The organism is Streptomyces sp. NPDC045287, assembly GCF_056432325.1.
Map to the genome: position 1 here is coordinate 468062 of NZ_JBWKJG010000003.1, position 17711 is coordinate 485772.

The following is a 17711-nucleotide window of genomic DNA, read 5'->3' on the forward strand; positions in this document are numbered from 1 at the left end:
AATCGACGGACAGACGACACGATGGACAACCTCCCGCTCCTGACGCTCGGCGCCACCCTCCTGGCCGGCTTCCTCGCCGTCCTGGGCGTGCACGCCCACGCCGCGGGCAGGGCGCAGCAGAAGGCGCTCGTGGCGCGGATGGCCCAGACGGGCCCCGCCCCCGCCGCCGGCCGCGGCCGCCGGTTCCCCGGCCTGGACCGCCGGCTGCGCCGGACGGGGCTGGGCCGCCGCCTGGAACGGAAACTGGCCGTCACCGGCCTCGCCGTCACCCCCGCCGAGTACACGGTGTACGCCCTGGCGGGCCTCCTCGCCCTGTACGTCACGGCCGCCGCCGTGTTCGCCCCGTTCTTCGGGGCCCTCGCCGTCCTGGCCGGGCTGTGGGGCGCCGACGCGTTCCTCACCTGGCAGCGCCAGCGCCGCACCGAGGCGTTCATCAACCAACTGCCCGAGCTGACCCGCGTCCTCGCCAACGCCACCCAGGCCGGCCTCGCCCTGCGCACCGCCATCTCCATGGCCGCCGACGAACTGGACGACCCGGCCGGCGAGGAACTCCGCAGGGTCGCCGACCAACTCGCCGTCGGCCACAGCCTCGACGACGCCCTCGGCGACCTCGCCGACCGGCTGCCCTCCCGCGAACTCGTCGTCCTCGTCACCACCCTGGTCCTCTCCAACCGGGCCGGCGGCCAGGTCGTCGGCTCGCTGCGCAACCTCACCGGCACGCTCGACGAGCGCAAGGAGACCCGCCGCGAGGTCACCACCCTGCTCTCGCAGGTCAAGGTCACCGCGTTCGCCCTCCCCCTCCTCGGCCTCGGCTTCCTCCTCATGATCAACGGCATGAACCCGGGGGCGCTGGACGAGATGACGGGGTCGTTCGCCGGACAGGCCGGCTCGGTCGTCGCGTTCGCGCTGTACACCGCCGGGTTCGTGATGATCCGCCGACTGTCCAGGGTCCGGGTCTGAGGCACCGGGAAGAGGAAGAGGAGGGGAACGGGACATGGTCCTCCTGCTGGCCGCGCTGACGGCGCTCGCCGTGTACGGGATCTTCCACGGCGTGCGCCTGTACCGCGCCGAGGCCGAACTGCCCGGCGACCTGGCCGTCGCCCTGGAGGTCGGCGCCACGCGCACGACCGCCGTCGGCTCCGGCGTCGACCGGCTCGGCATGCGCTGGGCCCCGTCCGTGCTGCGCCTCATGGGCCCCAGGCGCGTCGACGCCCTGCGCCGCCGCCTCGACATGGCGGGCAACCCCGGCGGCCTCACCGTCGACCGGTACGCCGCCCGGCGCGCCGTGTACGGCGCCCTCGGCGTGGCCGCCGCGCTGGCGATGCTGCTGCGCGGCCAGCCCGTCGTCGCGGCGGCCGTCCTCGCGTACGGGCTGACCTGGACGGACGTACTGCTGCGCATGGCGATCCGGCGCCGCAGGGACGACATCGAACGCACCCTGCCCGACTTCCTCGACGTCCTCGCCGTCGTCGTCTCCGCCGGACTCGGCTTCCGCCAGGCGCTGGAACGGGTCGCGGAGAAGTACTCCGGCCCCTGGGCCGACGAACTGCGCATCACCCTGCGTCAGATGGACATGGGCGTCAGCCGCCGCGACGCCTTCGACCAACTGCGCAGGCGCAACGCCTCCGAACAGGTGTCGATGTTCGTCACCGCCCTCCAGCAGGGCGAGGAACTGGGCGCGCCCATCGTCGACACGCTCATCCAGATCGCCAACGACATGCGCCGCACCGACGCCCAGAACGCCCGCCGCGCGGCGGCGAAGGCCGTCCCGAAGACCACCCTCGTGGTGACGCTGGTGATGCTGCCCGCCACGATGATCCTCATCACGCTGAGCTTCTACTACGGCTCCGGCGTCGACCTGGCGGACCTGCTGGGCGGTCGGTGACGGGCGGAAGGACGCGGGCACGGCGGCGAAGAACGTCTGCAACCGCATACGCCCCGGCGGCGGACACCCGTGTCACACCGTCAACAACCCGGCCGCACCGGAGGGGAGGGGGTGGTGACCGCTCGGCCGAATGTGTGGAAGACGCTTCGCTTCCGCAAGCGGATGTGGCACATTCGTTGCTGAGTCAACGGGAGACGACGGGGGGCGCGACAGACCATGACTGACCACCGTTTCCGGCCCCAGTCGCCGATTCGGGCCCATGGATGGGCTCCGAGCCCCATGATGAAGGGGGCCCACCCCGCGTACGGTCACGCCCCCACCCGCGTGGCCCCCGGGGCACACCCCGCACCACGCGCACACGGCACCGAAGACCCGCACCATCCCGACCCCGGAGGGGACCGCAATGTCGAACATCGCACTGAAGGCCCTGACTCAGGCCAAGGTGTACGTGGGCACCTGGGCGCACACCACGACGACCGCCCTGAAGCGCCGGGGGGACCGGGGCCAGGGGGCGGTGGAGTACGTGGGGATCATCATCTTGGTGGGGGTGATCATCGCCGCCGTGGTCGGCTCCGGCGTGGGCGCGACCATCGCGTCCAGCCTCGTCGCCCGCGTCAGCGCGATCGTCGGTGGCTGACGGGAGCGTCGGGCCGCGAGCGGGATGCGGGGCAGGCCTCACCGCTGTACATCTTCATGGTGGTGAGCCTGCTCTTTCTCGCGCTCGCGTTCTTCGCGGTCGGCCAGGCAGGCGCCACACGCAACGGCGCGCAGTCCGCGGCGGACGCCGCGGCGCTGGCGGCGGCCAAGGAGTCCAGGGACCGGTTCGTCCTCGGCGGCCTCGACATCCCGGGCTGGAGCGACCTGTTCGACGGTGACCTGGTGGGCGAGGACGGTTGCGGGGCGAGCCACACGTACGCCGCCCGCAACGGTGCGAGCGTGATCGAATGCTCCGAACTGGGCGACGGGCGCTGGGGCTTCCACGTGGCCGTCCGCTCGGTGAAGTCCGTGGGGGACACCATTCTGCCCGGTACCGAGGGCAAGCACGCGGTTGCCACCGCCACCGCCGTCGTCGTCCCGCGGTGCACCTTCGAAGCCGCCGACGACGGGACCTCTGACGACGGGGCTGCCGACGACGGGGCTGCCGACAGCGGATCCGCTGACGACGGGTCCGCTGACGAGGGAGTCGTCGACGCCGAGCCGCCGTCCCCCGGATCCCTGAACTGCGAGGGCACGCAGCTGGATCTGGACCCCGATGACCTCCCGGACATGTCCGACCTCTTCGAGGTGCGGCTGACCGAGGACTGACCGCGAAGGAACACAGAGGAATGACACGCATGGGTACGCAGTACGGAGAGACCGCACGCGCGGTTCGGGTCGCCGCCACGGCCGCCGCGCTGGCGGCTCTGCTCACGGCCTGCGGTGACGGCGGCAGTGACGACGCCGAGGGCAGAGGGCCGCAGAAGGCGGGAACGGTCAGCTCGGCACCCGCGGGACAGAGCACACCTCCCCGGGAAAGCGACCCGACCGGCCCGGACACGAGCACGACGCTGGCGACGATCAGCGGGGGCAACGGCCTCCAGATCGTGATCCACAGCGCCGTCCGCGAGGAGGGTGGCTTCCTCACCGTGAACGGAACGCTGAAGAACACCACGTCCAAACTGGTGGTCACCCCGCCCCAGTGGAGCGGCCAGGAGATCCAGGTGCAGAAGACGGGCCCGTCCCTGGCGGGAGTCACCCTCGTCGACAAGGTCGAGAAGAAGCGCTACTACGTCCTGCGGGACACGGAGGGCTACCCGCTGACGACCACGGGCATCAACTCCATGCAGGCCGACCAGGCGGTCTCCATCTTCGCCCAGTTCCCGGCCCCGCCGGCCACCGTGACGCGGGTCGACATCCAGTTCCCGCTCATGCCCACCGCGACCATCGAGATCTCATGATGCGTGCCCCCACCCGCCGTCCCGGCCCCAGTCTCCTCGCCGTTCTCGTCCTCCTCACCGGTGTTCATCTCGCCGCCCCCTCCGCCGCGCACGCCGACGAGACCCCGGGTGCCGTGCCGCCCGGGACCGAGGCGTCCGCGCCGGTCCCCGAGGTCGACCCGACCGCACCGGGGCTGAAGATGCGCGAGGGCGCCACCCTGGCGGCCGCGAAGGTGCTGCCGATCGTCTCCATCGTGGAGTCCGAGGACGGAGAGGAGCGCCGCGAGGAGACCAACACCAACCTGAAGTTCGCGCTCCAGGCCGAAGTCCTGTTCGGCAAGGACAGCGCCAAGCTGACGCCCGAGGCGAACTCCCGCATCGCGGCGATCGCCGAGGAGATCAAGAAGCGGAACGCCACGAAGATCCGCGTCTTCGGCTTCACCGACGACCTCGGCTCCGCCGCCCACGGTGACGTCCTGTCCAAGCAGCGCGCCGACGCCGTCCACGGCGTGCTGTCGCCGCTGCTGGCGGCGCAGAACATCACGTACGAGATCCGCGGTTACGGCGAGCAGTACCCGATCGCGGACAACAGCACGGAGGAGGGCCGCCGCAAGAACCGCCGCGTGGAGGTCTCCTTCCCGACCGGCGGCTGAACGGCAACCGGACCACCGGCACCCGGCGGCGGACGGCGGCCAACGGCAGGAGCGGCCGGGGGACGGCCGCGGGGTAGCGCCCCGCCACGCCACCCCGCTCCACCCCGCCCCGGGTGCCACCTGGGCACACCGGGCGACGCCGACGGCGCCCGGGTCCCGTCGGAAGCCCCCGCGCCTGCGGTGGCGCTCCCGGTGTCGGGTCGACCGGCCACTGTGCCTGCGGTGGCGCTCCCGGTGTCGGGTCGACCGGCCACTGTGCCTGCGGTGGCGCTCCCGGTGTCGGGTCGACCGGTCGCTGTGTCTGCGGTGGCGCTTTCGGGCTCACCGGGACGTACCTCACACTGCTTTCCCGGCATTCTCCGACCGGCCGCGTCCGGACGGCGGACATAATCGGCCGGTGCCCTTGGACCGAACGGCCCCACCCGCCCGGACAGCCGCGGCGGACGAAGACCCCCGCCCCGGCCACCCGAACCGCCCTGGCCACCCCGACGGTCCCGGTCGTCCGAACGCCGCCGCCCTCGCGCTGCTGGGCTACGCGGCGGCACGCCTCACCGGTCTCGCCGTCCTCTTCGGCGCGGCCACTGCGAGCGGGGAGGACGCGTGGCACCGGCTCATGGGCCGCTGGGACGCCGTCTGGTACACCCGCGTCGCCGAGCGCGGATACGGCCACGAGATCACCCTCCCGGACGGCACCGTCCACTCCGACCTGGCGTTCTTCCCGCTGTTCCCCGCCCTGGAGCGCGCCCTGTCCGCGGTGCTCCCGATCGGCGTCGCCCCCGCCGGGCTGGTCGTCGCCTGGACGGCGTCGCTCGCCGCCGCCTGGGGTGTCTACGCGGTCGGCGCGCACGTCGCCGGACGGCGCGCCGGCGTCGTCCTGGCGGTGCTGTGGGGCGTGTACCCGACGGCGTTCGTGCAGTCCATGGCGTACACGGAGACGCTGTTCACGGCGTTCGCCGCCTGGTCGCTGTACGCCGTGCTGCGCGGCCACTGGATCCGGGCGGGCGTCCTCGTGGTGCTGGCCGGGCTCACCCGGCCCTCCGCCGTCGCGCTGATCGCCGCGCTCGGCGTCACCGCGCTCGCCACCGTCGTCCGGGAGCGCCGCGTCACGCCCGGGCTCGCCGCCGGGGTGCTGCTGGCGCCGCTGGGCTGGTTGGGATACGTCGTGTACGTCGCCGTACGGACCGGCAGCCCCACCGCGTACTTCGACGTCCAGGCCGGCTGGGGCAACCGCATCGACGGGGGCGCCGCCCTCGCCCGGTTCGTCCTGGCGCAGCTGACCGGGCCGCAGCCGCTCGCCGGGGTGGGGCTCCTCGCGGCGTTCGCGGTGCTCGGCTGGGCGGTGTGGCTGTGCGTGCGGCAGCGCCACCCGCTGCCGGTCCTCGTCTACACCCTCGCCGTGGTCGCGGTGTCCCTCGTCGGCGCCGCGTACTTCGGCTCCCGACCGCGCCTGATCATGCCCGCGTTCCCGCTGCTGCTCCCGGCGGCCGTCGCCCTCGTCCGGCTGCGCCCCCGGTACGCGGGCGCGGTGCTGGCCGTGTCGGCGCTGGCCTCCGCCGTGTACGGGGCGTTCACGCTGCTCGGTCCGGGTCCGCCGTGACCGGCACGTCCACGGTGAGCCGGACGCCCGGCCGCACCCCCCAACGCTCCATCGCCCCGGCCTCCGCCTCCAGCACGTGACGGGCGCGCGGCCGGGGCAGCCCGAGCCGTCCCGGCCGCATCGCCGGGACGACGGCGAGGACCGTCAGGTCGCGGTCCAGGTACGCCACGTCGATCGCGAACCGCATCCGGAAGGTGTGCACGCTCCCGCACGGCGTCAGCAGCATCGCCCCGTCGATCCCGTCCCGCCCGAGCAGGCCCCGAGCCCGCGCCCGGTACGAGGCCGCGATCTCCACCGGCACCGCCCCGCCGCCACCGACCCGCAGGGTGCCCGTCCCGTTCCGCCATCCCATGTCCCGCACGGTAGGCCGCCGGACCGCCCCGCCGCAGGGTTTCGCCGCCGGCCCGCTCTTTTGCCGCGGGGTTTCGCCACCGTGCCGCCGTGCTGCCGTCCCCGTTACCGCCGGACCGCCCCGCCGCGGGGTTTCGCCGCCGGCCCGCTCTTTTGCCGCAGGCTTTCGCCCCCGCCCCGCCCTGCCACCGCCGGGTTTCGCCACCGCCCCGCCCTGCCACCGCCGGGTTTCGCCACCGTGCCGCCCTGCCACCGCAGGGTTCCGCCCTCGCGTCGCCCTGCCGCCATTCCCATCGCCCCCGTCACCCCCTCGCCTCACCTCCTCTCCCCTCATCCCTTCGTTCCCCCTTTCCTCGCCGCCCCCGGCGCCGCCCCGCTTCCCCCGGCTCCCTCACCACTCCGCCCGTCGCCCCGTCGCCCCGCCCGCCGGGAACATTCCGGCCGTCCCGCCCCGTGACCCGCCGGGCCGCGCCCTTCTAGGGTCGGCGCTGTGTACGCCACGCTGATCGCCGTCGCCGCCCTGTGGGGCGCCGCCGCCGGGCTGCTCGTGCGGCGCGCCGCGCACCGGCTCGCCGTCGAACCGGACGAGCCCTGGCGCGACGCCTGCCCCGCCGGGCACGGTTACGCCCCCGGGCCGCGCGGCTGGCTGGGCCCCGCGCACTGTGCCGGCTGCCCGCCGCCCGTACCCCGCACCCCGCGCCGGGCCTCCGCACCCCGTGCCCCGCGCCGGGTCCCGGCCGTCGCCGTGTCGCTCCTGGCGCCCGCGCCGCTCACCGGGGCCGTCGCGTGCGCGCTGCTCGCCGCGGCCACCGGGGGGCGGCCCGAACTGGTGGTGTGGCTCCTGCTGGCGCCGTTCGCGCTGCTCCTCGCGGCCGTCGACCGGCGCGTGCACCGGCTGCCCGACCACCTGACCCTGCCGCTCGCCGCCGCCGTCCCGCTCCTGCTGGGCGTCGCCGCGCTGCTCCCGGGCCGCGCCGGGTCGTGGCGGCTGTCCGTGCTGGGCGCGCTCGCGCTGGGCGGCGCCTACCTGGTGCTGTTCCTCGTCAACCCGAACGGCATGGGCTTCGGCGACGTGAAGCTCGCGTTCCCCCTGGGCGCCGCGCTCGGCTGGTACGGCTGGCCCGCGCTGCTGGCGGGCGCCTTCGCGGGGTTCCTCTTCGGCGCCGCGTACGGCCTGGGGCTCGTCGTGCGCCGCCGCGCGACCCGCAGGAGCGCCATCCCCTTCGGCCCCTTCATGATCGGCGGAGCCCTCCTGGGCCTCCTCCTCGGCGCCCTCGCCCACCCGTAGGTCCCCACCCCCGCGTGGCCCCCCAGCGCCTCGCCCCCGCCCCCGCGTGGCCCCCCAGCGCCTCGCCCCCGCCCCCGCGCGGGCGGCCCTCCGCACGCCCCGCCGCCCCGCCGCCCGGACGTCAACCGGGGGCCCGCGCCGCGGGGTCCCCCCTGCGGAGGACGGCCGGTGACGGGGCCCGCGCCCCTACCGCAGCCACGCGTTTCCGGAGCGTAGCGCCGGCATGTCGTGGCACCCACCACGCCTTATGAAGGGTTATGGTGGAAACCCCCCCTCGGGCCGGTCCGTATCCCCCCCCACGGACCGGCCCGTTTTTCATGTCCCGGTCCCGGGTCAGCTCCGGGCGGCCCAGATGTTGACCCCGGCCGTGTCGACGGCGAAGGAGTCGATCTCCGTCAGCTCCTCCCGCGTCAGCGGCGGCCCGTCCAGCGCGGCGACGTTCTGCTCCAGTTGCGCCACGCTCGACGCGCCGATCAGCGCGGACGTCATCCGCTCGTCGCGCAGCACCCAGGCGAGCGCGAGCTGTGCCAGCGTCTGGCCGCGGCGCCGGGCGATCCCGTCCAGGCCGCGCAGCCGCCGGACGACGTCCTCGGAGATCAGGCCCGGGTCCAGCGACTTGCCGAGCGAGGCCCGCGAGCCCTCCGGGATGCCCTCCAGGTACTTGTCGGTGAGCATGCCCTGGGCGAGCGGCGCGAAGGCGATGCAGCCCATGCCCTCCGCCTCCAGCGTGTCGAGGAGGCCGTCCTCCTCCGTCCACCGGTTGATCATGGAGTACGACGGCTGGTGGATCAGGGCCGGAACGCCCATCTCGCGCAGCAGCCGCGCGGCCTCGGCGGTCTGCTCGCTCGTGTACGAGGAGACGCCCGCGTAGAGCGCCTTGCCCTGCTGGACGGCGGAGGCCAGCGCGCCCATCGTCTCCTCGAGCGGGGTGTTCCGGTCGAAGCGGTGCGAGTAGAAGATGTCGACGTACTCCAGGCCCATCCGCTTCAGCGACGCGTCGAGCGAGGACAGCAGGTACTTGCGGGACCCCCATTCGCCGTACGGGCCCGGGTGCATCAGATACCCCGCCTTGGTGGAGATGACCAGTTCGTCCCGGTACGGCCGGAAGTCCTGGGCGAGGAGCCTGCCGAAGTTCAGCTCGGCGGAGCCGGGCGGCGGGCCGTAGTTGTTCGCCAGGTCGAAGTGGGTGACGCCGAGGTCGAACGCCCGGCGCAGGATGGCGCGCTGGGACTCCAGCGTGCGGTCGTCGCCGAAGTTGTGCCACAGGCCCAGGGAGACGGCGGGGAGCTTGAGGCCGCTGCGGCCGACGCGGCGGTACTCCATGGAGTCGTACCGGTCGTCGGCGGCGCGGTGGAGAGGGGAAGCGGACATGCGTTTTCCCTATCACGGACTTGTGACCCACCGGGTTGGGCCACCGCCCGGAGCGCCCAGTAAGGTGGCGGGCCTCGGGGACGGCCGCGGTGCCCCGTACGCGAGAGGTGAGATCGGTGAACTTGCGCGACCTGGTGTACAGGCTCTACGCGCGCCGGGTGGAGGGCCGCCTCGACCACGCCCAGGTGCCCAAGCACATCGGCGTCATCCTCGACGGGAACCGGCGCTGGGCGAAGGCGTCCGGCGGCACCCCCGAGCAGGGCCACAAGGCCGGGGCCAGCAAGATCATGGAGCTGCTCGGCTGGTGCACGGAGACGGACGTCGAGGTCGTCACGCTCTGGATGCTCTCCACCGACAACCTGAACCGCCCCGAGGAGCAGTTGGTGCCGCTCCTCGGCATCATCGAGGACGCGGTCCGCAGCATCGCGGCGGACGGCCGCTGGCGCGTCCACCACGTGGGCACGATGGACCTGCTGCCGTCGCGCACGCAGTCGGTCCTCAAGGAGGCCCAGGAGTCGACGCGGCACATCGACGGGATACTCGTCAACGTCGCCGTCGGCTACGGCGGGCGCCAGGAGATCGCCGACGCGGTGCGCTCCCTGCTGCTCGACCACGCCGAGAAGGGCACCTCCTTCGAGGAGCTCGCCGAGATCGTCGACATCGACATGATCGCCGAGCACCTCTACACGCGCGGCCAGCCCGACCCGGACCTGGTGATCCGCACCAGCGGCGAGCAGCGGCTGTCCGGCTTCATGCTCTGGCAGAGCGCGCACTCCGAGTACTACTTCTGCGAGGTCCACTGGCCGGCCTTCCGCAAGGTCGACTTCCTGCGGGCGCTGCGCGACTACGCCGCCCGCCACCGCCGCTACGGCACCTGACCCACCGGGGCGGACGCCCCGCGACCCCTTTCCGAGCCGGGCCGTCGAAGGACGCGGCCCGGCTCCGGCACGTCCCGCCGGACGGGGTGTCATATGCCAAGGGCGCCACGGGCATGGCCCGGTGGCAACAGGGGCATATCCCTTGCAGAGTGAGCGGTACGGAGCCCGCTCGCCCGGGAGGCCCCTTGCGCCAGGACAACCGCGCGGCACCGGTCCGCGGTCGGAGCGGAGGGCCGGAGACACGGCCCGTGCATCGTGGCCCGATCCCGGTCCGTCCCACCGCGACGCCGCAGCAGTCGCAACCCGACCTCATGCGCCTCTAAAAGAGGGGGTCTGTCCTTCCGTGGTGACCAGCACTAAGCGCCGTCCCGACGACCGGCGCACCTACGTCCTCGACACCAGCGTCCTGCTGGCCGACCCCAACGCCCTGACCCGCTTCGAGGAGCACGAGGTCGTGCTGCCCGTCGTCGTGGTGACGGAACTGGAGGCCAAGAGACACCACCCGGAGCTCGGCTACTTCGCCCGCCAGGCGCTGCGCCTCCTGGACGACCTGCGCGTACGGTACGGCCGCCTCGACGCCCCCATCCCCGTGGGCGACCTGGGCGGGACCCTGCGCGTGGAGCTCAACCACTCGGACCCGGGCCTCCTCCCGGCCGGTTACCGCCTCGGGGACAACGACTCGCGCGTCCTCGCCGTGGCGCGCAACCTCCAGGCGGAGGGGTACGACGTCACCGTCGTCTCCAAGGACCTGCCGCTCCGCATCAAGGCGTCCTCCGTGGGACTCCTCGCCGAGGAGTACCGCGCCGAGCTCGCCATCACCGACTCCGGCTGGACCGGCATGTGCGAGCTGCCGCTCTCCGCCGAACAGGTGGACCTCCTCTACACCCAGGAGACGCTGTACGTGCCCGACGCGGCCGACCTGCCCGTGCACACCGGTCTCGTCCTGCAGTCCGAGCGCGGCAAGGCGCTCGGCCGGGTCACGGCCGACGGCTCGGTACGGCTGGTGCGCGGCGACCGCGAGGCGTTCGGCATCCGGGGCCGCAGCGCCGAGCAGCGCATCGCCCTGGACCTGCTGCTCGACCCGGACGTCGGCATCGTGTCGCTCGGCGGCCGGGCCGGCACGGGCAAGTCCGCGCTCGCGCTGTGCGCCGGCCTCGAAGCCGTCCTGGAGCGCCGCCAGCACCAGAAGGTGATGGTCTTCCGCCCGCTGTACGCGGTGGGCGGGCAGGAACTGGGCTACCTGCCGGGCACCGAGGCCGAGAAGATGAACCCCTGGGCGCAGGCCGTCTTCGACACGCTGTCCGCGGTGACGTCGCGCGAGGTCATCGAGGAGATCACGGCCCGCGACATGCTGGAGGTCCTGCCGCTCACCCACATCCGCGGCCGCTCCCTGCACGACGCGTTCGTCATCGTGGACGAGGCGCAGTCCCTCGAACGCAACGTCCTGCTGACCGTGTTGTCCAGAATCGGGACGAATTCCCGTGTCGTCCTCACGCATGACGTCGCCCAGCGGGACAACCTGCGGGTGGGGCGGTACGACGGGGTCGTCGCCGTGGTCGAGAAGCTGAAGGGGCACCCGCTGTTCGCGCACGTCACGCTCGCCCGGTCCGAGCGCTCCCAGATCGCCGCACTGGTGACCGAAATGCTCGAAGACGTCCACGTCTGAGCACGAGGGGACGGGAGGGGTCACAGGGTGACCGCGAACTGATCGGCCGCCAGTCAAGAGGAACACAACGGAGTTGGATCCGTGGGCGCCGCCCGGTGAAGCGCGAGAGCGTAGCCGGGCGGCGCCGCGTTGCGCACCCCTTTCGGCGAAACTCCCATGACGGACCGGGTGTGAGCTTTCACACGCGGCGAAGAATTGCCTTGCGTCCGCGCCTTCCGGCAGAGTCTTGCTTCCGTCAGGCCCCGCATACGGCACAGCCACATCCCCAGGGACCCGTGGCAGCACAACTCAACAGCCGTCCGCCGTATGCCGCCCGAGCACCACGCGGCGCTCCCCCAGGGGAGTCGCCCACCGGGCCCGTGTCCCCCGTGACCCAGCGAGTGGGGGGACCAGTGCCAGGGGCACGATCGCGCCCGCGAGGTCACCTGTGCGGGCGATGCTGGAAGGAAACCGTGTGAGCCGGATCTCGGTCCGGGGATTCGCGGTGGCGTCGGCCACCGCGGTCACCACTGTCGGCGCCGTCGTCGGTGTCGCCGCGGGCGACCCGCAGGCGACGCAGCCGGAGAAGTTCGAGGCGACCGCCGCCGACGCGACCCTCCTCGCCGACATACCCGCCGGGCAGCAGGCGCAGGTCCAGGTCGCCTCGCTGACGCAGCAAGCCGAGGCGCAGGCCGCCGAGGCCGACACCGCCGCCCAGCAGTCCGCCTGGGAGGCCGCGCGCCTCCAGGCGGCCAAGGACGCCGAGGCGAAGAAGGCCGCCGCCGAGGAGAAGGCCGAGAAGGAGCGCAAGGAACGCGAGGACCGCGAAGCACGCGAGGCGCGCGAGCGGGCCAGCCGCGACGCGGTCCGCGACGCGTCGTCCTTCGCCGCCCAGTCCTCGTACTCCGTCGCCGAGGTGCAGGCCATCGCCCGTCAGATGGTGCCGGGCGGCCAGTTCCAGTGCTTCAGCAACATCGTGGACCACGAGTCGAGCTGGAACTACCGCGCCCAGAACCCCTCGTCCGGCGCGTACGGCCTGGTCCAGGCGCTCCCCGGGTCCAAGATGGCCTCCGCGGGCGCCGACTGGCGGACCAACCCCGCCACCCAGATCAAGTGGGGCCTCAACTACATGAACGACCGCTACGGCAGCCCCTGCGGCGCCTGGTCGTTCTGGCAGGCCAATCACTGGTACTGACAGCGGCGCCCGACTTTCCGAGCCCCTCGCCGTCCTACGGCGAGGGGCTCCGTGCGTGTACGGTCGGGAGACCGCAACCCCGGGGGAACAGGGAAGATCATGTCGAGAGTGCCAGGGTGGCTCGGCCGGCTGGGTGCCGGACTGAGCCGGGTGGGACAGCGGCTCGAGGAGCGCCGCGCGCGGGCCGAGGCGGAGGCCGACGCCCCCATCGGCGTGTCCCCGGCCGGGGACACGCCGGGGAGGCCGGGCGCCGGGGTCGCCCACGGAACGGGAGCGCCGGGCGACAGCCACGCGCCCGACATCGTCCCCGCGCCCCCCGCGTACGCGCCCGCCGTCGCCGCCCGGCCCGACCCCGCGGCCGCCGTCCCCTGGGGGGTGCGCGTCGCCGCCGAGGCCGGCTGGCGGCTGCTCGTCCTCGCGGGCACGCTGTGGGTGGTGATGAAGGTCATCAGCACGGTGCAGCTGGTGGTCCTCGCCTTCGTCGCCGCGCTGCTCATCACCGCACTGCTCCAGCCGACCGTGAGCCGGCTGCGGGGGATCGGGCTGCCGCGCGGGCTCGCCACGGCGGTCACCGCCATCCTCGGTTTCGTCGTCATGGGCCTCGTCGGCTGGTTCGTCGTGTGGCAGGTCATGGACAACCTCGGCAACGTCTCCGCGCGCGTGCGGGACGGCATCGAGGAGCTGAAGCGCTGGGCGCTGGACAGCCCGTTCCACGTGACCGAGAGTCAGATCAACGACATCGCCGAGAACCTCAGCGACACGATCGGCACCAACACCGAGGAGATCACCTCCGCGGGCCTCACCGGCGTCACCGTCATGGTCGAGGTGATGACCGGGATACTGCTCGCGATGTTCTCGACCCTCTTCCTGCTCTACGACGGGAAGAAGGTCTGGCAGTGGTTCCTCAAGCTGGTACCCGCCCAGGCCCGGCCGGGGGTCGCGGGCGCCGGGCCGCGCGCCTGGCGCACCCTCACCGCGTACGTGCGCGGCACGGTGATCGTCGCCCTCATCGACGCGATCTTCATCGGGCTGGGCATCTACTTCCTCGACGTGCCGCTCGCGGTCCCGCTGGGCGTGTTCATCTTCCTCTTCGCCTTCATTCCGCTGGTGGGCGCGGTGATCTCGGGCGCCCTCGCGGTCGTCGTCGCGCTCGTCACCAACGGCGTGTTCACGGCGCTGATGGTCCTCGTCGTCGTGCTGGCGGTGCAGCAGATCGAGGGACACGTCCTCCAGCCGTTCATCCTCGGCCGGGCCGTACGGGTGCACCCGCTGGCCGTCGTGCTGACCGTCTCGGCGGGTGGCCTCGTCGCGGGCATCGGCGGCGCGGTCGTCGCGGTCCCGCTGGTCGCCGTCACCAACACGGTCGTCGGGTACCTGCGCGCGTACAGCGAGGAGCAGGCCCTGCGCCGCCTCGCGGCCGCGCACGCCCCCACCCCCGCGCCCCCGCCGGGCGGTGGGGGCGGCGGCGGTCACGAGCGGCCGGAGACCGAGTGATATCCGAACCCGAACTGCTCGACGACGAAGGCGACCCGCCGCGCGGCGCGGCGCCGGCCCGCGGACCGGAGGGCGGCGCCCCGTACGGCGCCGGCGCGGGCGGGCCCGCAGACGGCGCCCCGGTGCCCGGGCGGGGCGGGGCGCGGTACCGCCGGCCCTGGCTGTGGGCGCTCGGCGGCGCGCTGGGCGCGTCCGCGCTGTGGGCGGCCGGCCTCACCGCGTACCAGACGCGCGGACCGGACCTCGGCGGCTACCGCGCGACCGAGGCCCTGTGCGCGGAGGCACCGCTGTCGGCGCTGGTCACCGCCCTGGGCAAGCGCGGCGCCACCACCGGCGCCGACACGTACGAGCACCCGGTGCTCGACCGGGCGTACTGCTCGGTGCAGTTGGGCGAGCCCCCGACCGGCTACGACGCGAGCCTCCGGTACCAACTGCACAAGGAGAGCGATCCGGGACCGGAATTCGAGGCGGTGCAGGGCCGGGCCGCCGTGCCGGGGGAGCCCGCCCCGGAGCCGGTGCCGGGGCTGGGCGACGAGGCGTACTTCAGTGTCAGCGGCGGGACGTACGCCGAGCTCGTCGTCCTGGACGGGCCCGCCGTGATCGGGCTCTCCGTCAGCACCGCGCTCCACGAGTACCTCGACGACACGGGCGATCCGCCCGCCGAGTCGACGCACGCGCCGCTCGACGGGGTGAAGGAGTTCATGGTCGAGGACGTGCGCGCGCTCATGGAGCGGCTCCGGTCCCCGGCGCCGTCCGACCTCGCCGGCACGCCCTCGCCCGACGCGGGTTGACGCTCCGCGCGGGACGGCGCCCTGCGCGGGACGGCGGAGGGTGCGGGACGGGCGGATGGCGCCTCGCGCGGGATGACGCCGCTCGGGGTGGGGTGGCGCCCGGCGTGGGAGGCGTCCGGTGTGGGATGGTGCCCGGCGCGGGACGACGGAGGGCGCCGGGCGGCGGGGGAGTGCCGTACGGCGGAAGCGCGCTGAACCGTCGGCGAAGGGCGCGGTACGGCGGAAGGGCCCCACCGGCCGATGCCGGTGGGGCCCTTCGCGCTTCGCGTACCGGGCCGGCCGATTACTCGGCGGCGGTCAGGACCGCTTCCGCGTCCAGCGTCGCGCCGACCGCCTGGATCACCGCGGCGATCTTGAACGCCTCCTGGATCGTGTCGCGCTCCACGCCCGCCTTGCGGAGCACCTGCTCGTGCGAGTCGAGGCACTGGCCGCAGCCGTTGATCGCGGAGACGGCGAGCGACCACAGCTCGAAGTCGACCTTCTCCACACCGGGGTTGCCGATGACGTTCATCCGCAGGCCGGCGCGCATCGTGCCGTACTCCGGGTCGGAGAGGAGGTGGCGCGTCCGGTAGAAGACGTTGTTCATCGCCATGATGGCGGCGGCGGACTTGGCCGCGTTGTACGCCTCCGGCTTGAGGTTCTCCCTCGCCTCCGGCTCCAGCTCCGCCAGCACCTTCGGGGAGCGCGAGGCGATCGCGCACGCCAGGACGGTGCCCCACAGCTGCTGCTGCGGGAGGTCGCTGTTGCCGATGACCGAGCCGAGGTTGAGCTTCAGGTCCTTCGCGTAGTCCGGTACGGCGGACTTCAGGGCGTCAAGAGACATGGTGATTCACTCGTTCCGGTTGGTCACTCGCCGGCCAGCAGCTTGACCGGGTCGAGGGTCTCGTCGCCCTTGCTCCAGTTGCACGGGCACAGCTCGTCGGTCTGCAGGGCGTCCAGGACCCGCAGGACCTCCTTGGGGTTACGGCCGACGGAGCCGGCGGTCACCATGGTGAACTGGATCTCGTTGTTCGGGTCGATGACGAAGACGGCGCGCTGCGCGAAGCCGTCCTCGCCCTGGACGCCGCACGCCTGCATCAGCTCGTGCTTGGAGTCGGCGAGCATCGGGAAGGGCAGGTCACGCAGGTCGTCGTGGTCCTTGCGCCAGGCGTGGTGGACGAACTCCGAGTCGCCGGAGACGCCGAGGATCTGGGCGTCGCGGTCCGCGAACTCGTCGTTCAGCTTGCCGAACGCGGCGATCTCGGTCGGGCACACGAAGGTGAAGTCCTTCGGCCAGAAGAACACCACGCGCCACTTGCCCTCGTAGGACTTGTGGGTGATCTGCTCGAACTCCTTGCCGCTCTCCAGCGACACGCAAGCGGTCAGGTCGTACGTGGGGAACTGGTCACCGACAGTGAGCACACGCTCTCCTAGTGGCGGGGATTGCCCTTGTGGGGGCATCCGTGGGGGCTGGACGATCGTCAGCATGGCACGGCGTGCATTGATCAGTGAAATAGCTAGACTGGGTCACGTTGATCGAAGGCGGTTATCAGTGATCTCCCCCGCGCATCCCGCGCAAAAAGGAAAACAGCCGAGTCTGGCGCAGCTCAGGGCCTTCGCGGCCGTGGCCGAGCATCTCCACTTCCGGGATGCCGCCGCCGCGATAGGGATGAGCCAGCCCGCGCTTTCGGGCGCGGTTTCGGCTCTCGAAGAGGCACTCGGTGTCCAGCTCCTTGAGCGTACGACGCGCAAGGTGCTGCTCTCGCCGGCGGGGGAGCGGCTCGCCGTCCGCGCCAAGGCGGTGCTGGACGCGGTGAGCGAGCTGATGGAGGAGGCCGAGGCCGTGCAGGCCCCGTTCACGGGCGTGCTGCGCCTCGGCGTGATCCCGACCGTCGCGCCCTACCTGCTCCCGACGGTCCTGCGGCTCGTCCACGACCGCTATCCGGACCTGGACCTCCAGGTCCACGAGGAGCAGACGTACTCCCTGCTGGAGGGGCTGGCCGCGGGGCGGCTGGACGTGCTGCTGCTCGCCGTGCCGCTGGGCGTGCCCGGCGTCACCGAGCTCCCGCTGTTCGACGAGGACTTCGTCCTGGTCACCCCCGAGGGCCACCGGTTGGGCGGCCGTACCGACATCCCGCGCGACGCGCTGCGCGACCTGCACCTGCTGCTGCTCGACGAGGGCCACTGCCTGCGCGACCAGGCCCTCGACATCTGCCGTGAGGCCGGGCGCACGGACGGCGCGGCGGTCACCACGACGGCGGCCGGGCTGTCGACGCTGGTGCAACTGGTCGCGGGCGGACTCGGGGTGACGCTGCTGCCGAGGACGGCGGTGAAGGTCGAGACCGGGCACAACCCGAGCCTGGTGACCGGCTGTTTCGCGGATCCGGCCCCGTCCCGCCGCATCGCCCTCGCGATGCGCACCGGCGCGGCGCGGGCCGCCGAGTTCGAGGAACTCGCCGAGGCGCTGCGGGGGGCCCTGGTGTCCCTGCCGGTACGGGTGCTCCCGGCCGGGGCCGGATAGGCCGGAGCGGGCGGGCCCGGGCCGGATAGATCGGTCGGGTCAGGGCCGGGGCCGGATGGGTCGGGCAGGAGGACTGGGCGGGAGGGCCGGGGCCGGATGGGCCGGGCGGGCGCCTGCCCCGGCCCGCCCGGCGGGCGCCCGCCGTTC

General features: G+C 73.2%; 18 protein-coding genes. 14 read left to right on the forward strand and 4 right to left on the reverse strand.

What is annotated here, in order from left to right; translation table 11 throughout:
* Nucleotides 1-21: 21 nt before the first annotated feature.
* The 7 genes from AC07D6_RS07995 (at nucleotide 22) to AC07D6_RS08025 (ending at nucleotide 6051) form a co-directional block, all read left to right on the forward strand.
* Complete coding sequence (locus AC07D6_RS07995) at nucleotides 22-960, forward strand: type II secretion system F family protein (protein ID WP_315879762.1); 939 nt, start codon at nucleotides 22-24, stop codon at nucleotides 958-960.
* A 34-nt stretch (nucleotides 961-994) separates the two neighbouring features.
* The gene (locus tag AC07D6_RS08000) at nucleotides 995-1885 is read left to right on the forward strand and encodes a DUF5936 domain-containing protein (protein WP_479042906.1); all 891 of its coding nucleotides are present in this window, start codon (nucleotides 995-997) and stop codon (nucleotides 1883-1885) included.
* A gap of 403 nt (nucleotides 1886-2288) precedes the next feature.
* Complete coding sequence (locus tag AC07D6_RS08005; RefSeq protein WP_255139295.1) at nucleotides 2289-2522, forward strand: hypothetical protein; 234 nt, start codon at nucleotides 2289-2291, stop codon at nucleotides 2520-2522.
* Nucleotides 2519-3190 carry a pilus assembly protein TadG-related protein gene (locus AC07D6_RS08010; protein ID WP_479042979.1) on the forward strand — a complete coding sequence of 224 codons (672 nt, stop codon included), beginning with the start codon at nucleotides 2519-2521 and terminating at the stop codon, nucleotides 3188-3190. The genes AC07D6_RS08005 and AC07D6_RS08010 overlap by 4 nt, the downstream gene beginning before the upstream one ends.
* A 29-nt stretch (nucleotides 3191-3219) precedes the next feature.
* Entirely contained in the window at nucleotides 3220-3822 is a 603-nt protein-coding gene (locus tag AC07D6_RS08015; RefSeq protein WP_479042908.1) for a hypothetical protein, read from the forward strand.
* A complete protein-coding gene (locus tag AC07D6_RS08020) occupies nucleotides 3822-4454 on the forward strand; it encodes an OmpA family protein (protein WP_479042981.1) in 633 nt (210 codons plus the stop codon). The genes AC07D6_RS08015 and AC07D6_RS08020 overlap by 1 nt, the downstream gene beginning before the upstream one ends.
* A gap of 397 nt (nucleotides 4455-4851) precedes the next feature.
* Nucleotides 4852-6051 (forward strand): hypothetical protein, encoded by a 1200-nt coding sequence (locus AC07D6_RS08025; protein ID WP_479042910.1) that lies wholly within the window; start codon nucleotides 4852-4854, stop codon nucleotides 6049-6051.
* On the opposite strand, the gene AC07D6_RS08030 is transcribed toward AC07D6_RS08025, so the two are convergent.
* Nucleotides 6023-6403, reverse strand: a complete 381-nt coding sequence (locus tag AC07D6_RS08030) for a DUF192 domain-containing protein (RefSeq protein ID WP_479042912.1) — start codon at nucleotides 6401-6403, stop codon at nucleotides 6023-6025. The two genes, AC07D6_RS08025 and AC07D6_RS08030, sit on opposite strands and share 29 nt — an antisense overlap.
* Nucleotides 6404-6892: 489 nt before the next feature.
* Here AC07D6_RS08030 and AC07D6_RS08035 point away from each other — a divergent pair, with 489 nt between their 5' ends.
* Nucleotides 6893-7690 (forward strand): prepilin peptidase, encoded by a 798-nt coding sequence (locus AC07D6_RS08035; protein ID WP_315879758.1) that lies wholly within the window; start codon nucleotides 6893-6895, stop codon nucleotides 7688-7690.
* A 333-nt stretch (nucleotides 7691-8023) separates the two neighbouring features.
* On the opposite strand, the gene mgrA is transcribed toward AC07D6_RS08035, so the two are convergent.
* On the reverse strand, nucleotides 8024-9061 hold the full coding sequence (mgrA, locus tag AC07D6_RS08040) for an L-glyceraldehyde 3-phosphate reductase (protein ID WP_479042915.1): 1038 nt from the start codon (nucleotides 9059-9061) through the stop codon (nucleotides 8024-8026).
* A gap of 116 nt (nucleotides 9062-9177) precedes the next feature.
* Between mgrA and AC07D6_RS08045 the strand changes: the two genes are divergently transcribed.
* The 5 genes from AC07D6_RS08045 (at nucleotide 9178) to AC07D6_RS08065 (ending at nucleotide 15064) form a co-directional block, all read left to right on the forward strand.
* On the forward strand, nucleotides 9178-9939 hold the full coding sequence (locus tag AC07D6_RS08045) for an isoprenyl transferase (RefSeq protein WP_315879756.1): 762 nt from the start codon (nucleotides 9178-9180) through the stop codon (nucleotides 9937-9939).
* Nucleotides 9940-10282: 343 nt separating this feature from the next.
* Nucleotides 10283-11605 carry a PhoH family protein gene (locus tag AC07D6_RS08050; protein ID WP_315879755.1) on the forward strand — a complete coding sequence of 441 codons (1323 nt, stop codon included), beginning with the start codon at nucleotides 10283-10285 and terminating at the stop codon, nucleotides 11603-11605.
* A 454-nt stretch (nucleotides 11606-12059) separates the two neighbouring features.
* Complete coding sequence (locus AC07D6_RS08055; RefSeq protein ID WP_315879754.1) at nucleotides 12060-12779, forward strand: aggregation-promoting factor C-terminal-like domain-containing protein; 720 nt, start codon at nucleotides 12060-12062, stop codon at nucleotides 12777-12779.
* Nucleotides 12780-12878: 99 nt separating this feature from the next.
* Nucleotides 12879-14273 carry an AI-2E family transporter gene (locus AC07D6_RS08060; protein ID WP_479042919.1) on the forward strand — a complete coding sequence of 465 codons (1395 nt, stop codon included), beginning with the start codon at nucleotides 12879-12881 and terminating at the stop codon, nucleotides 14271-14273.
* On the forward strand, nucleotides 14270-15064 hold the full coding sequence (locus AC07D6_RS08065; protein WP_479042921.1) for a hypothetical protein: 795 nt from the start codon (nucleotides 14270-14272) through the stop codon (nucleotides 15062-15064). The genes AC07D6_RS08060 and AC07D6_RS08065 overlap by 4 nt, the downstream gene beginning before the upstream one ends.
* Nucleotides 15065-15347: 283 nt before the next feature.
* Here AC07D6_RS08065 and AC07D6_RS08070 read toward each other — a convergent pair whose 3' ends face one another.
* Nucleotides 15348-15887: an alkyl hydroperoxide reductase gene (locus tag AC07D6_RS08070; RefSeq protein ID WP_315879751.1), complete on the reverse strand. Its 540-nt coding sequence runs from the start codon at nucleotides 15885-15887 to the stop codon at nucleotides 15348-15350.
* Nucleotides 15888-15910: 23 nt separating this feature from the next.
* Complete coding sequence (locus AC07D6_RS08075) at nucleotides 15911-16465, reverse strand: peroxiredoxin (protein WP_479042924.1); 555 nt, start codon at nucleotides 16463-16465, stop codon at nucleotides 15911-15913.
* Between the two features lie 130 nt (nucleotides 16466-16595).
* On the opposite strand from AC07D6_RS08075, the gene AC07D6_RS08080 reads away from it, so the two are divergent.
* Nucleotides 16596-17564: a hydrogen peroxide-inducible genes activator gene (locus AC07D6_RS08080; protein WP_391653880.1), complete on the forward strand. Its 969-nt coding sequence runs from the start codon at nucleotides 16596-16598 to the stop codon at nucleotides 17562-17564.
* The last annotated feature ends 147 nt before the right edge of the window (nucleotides 17565-17711 follow it).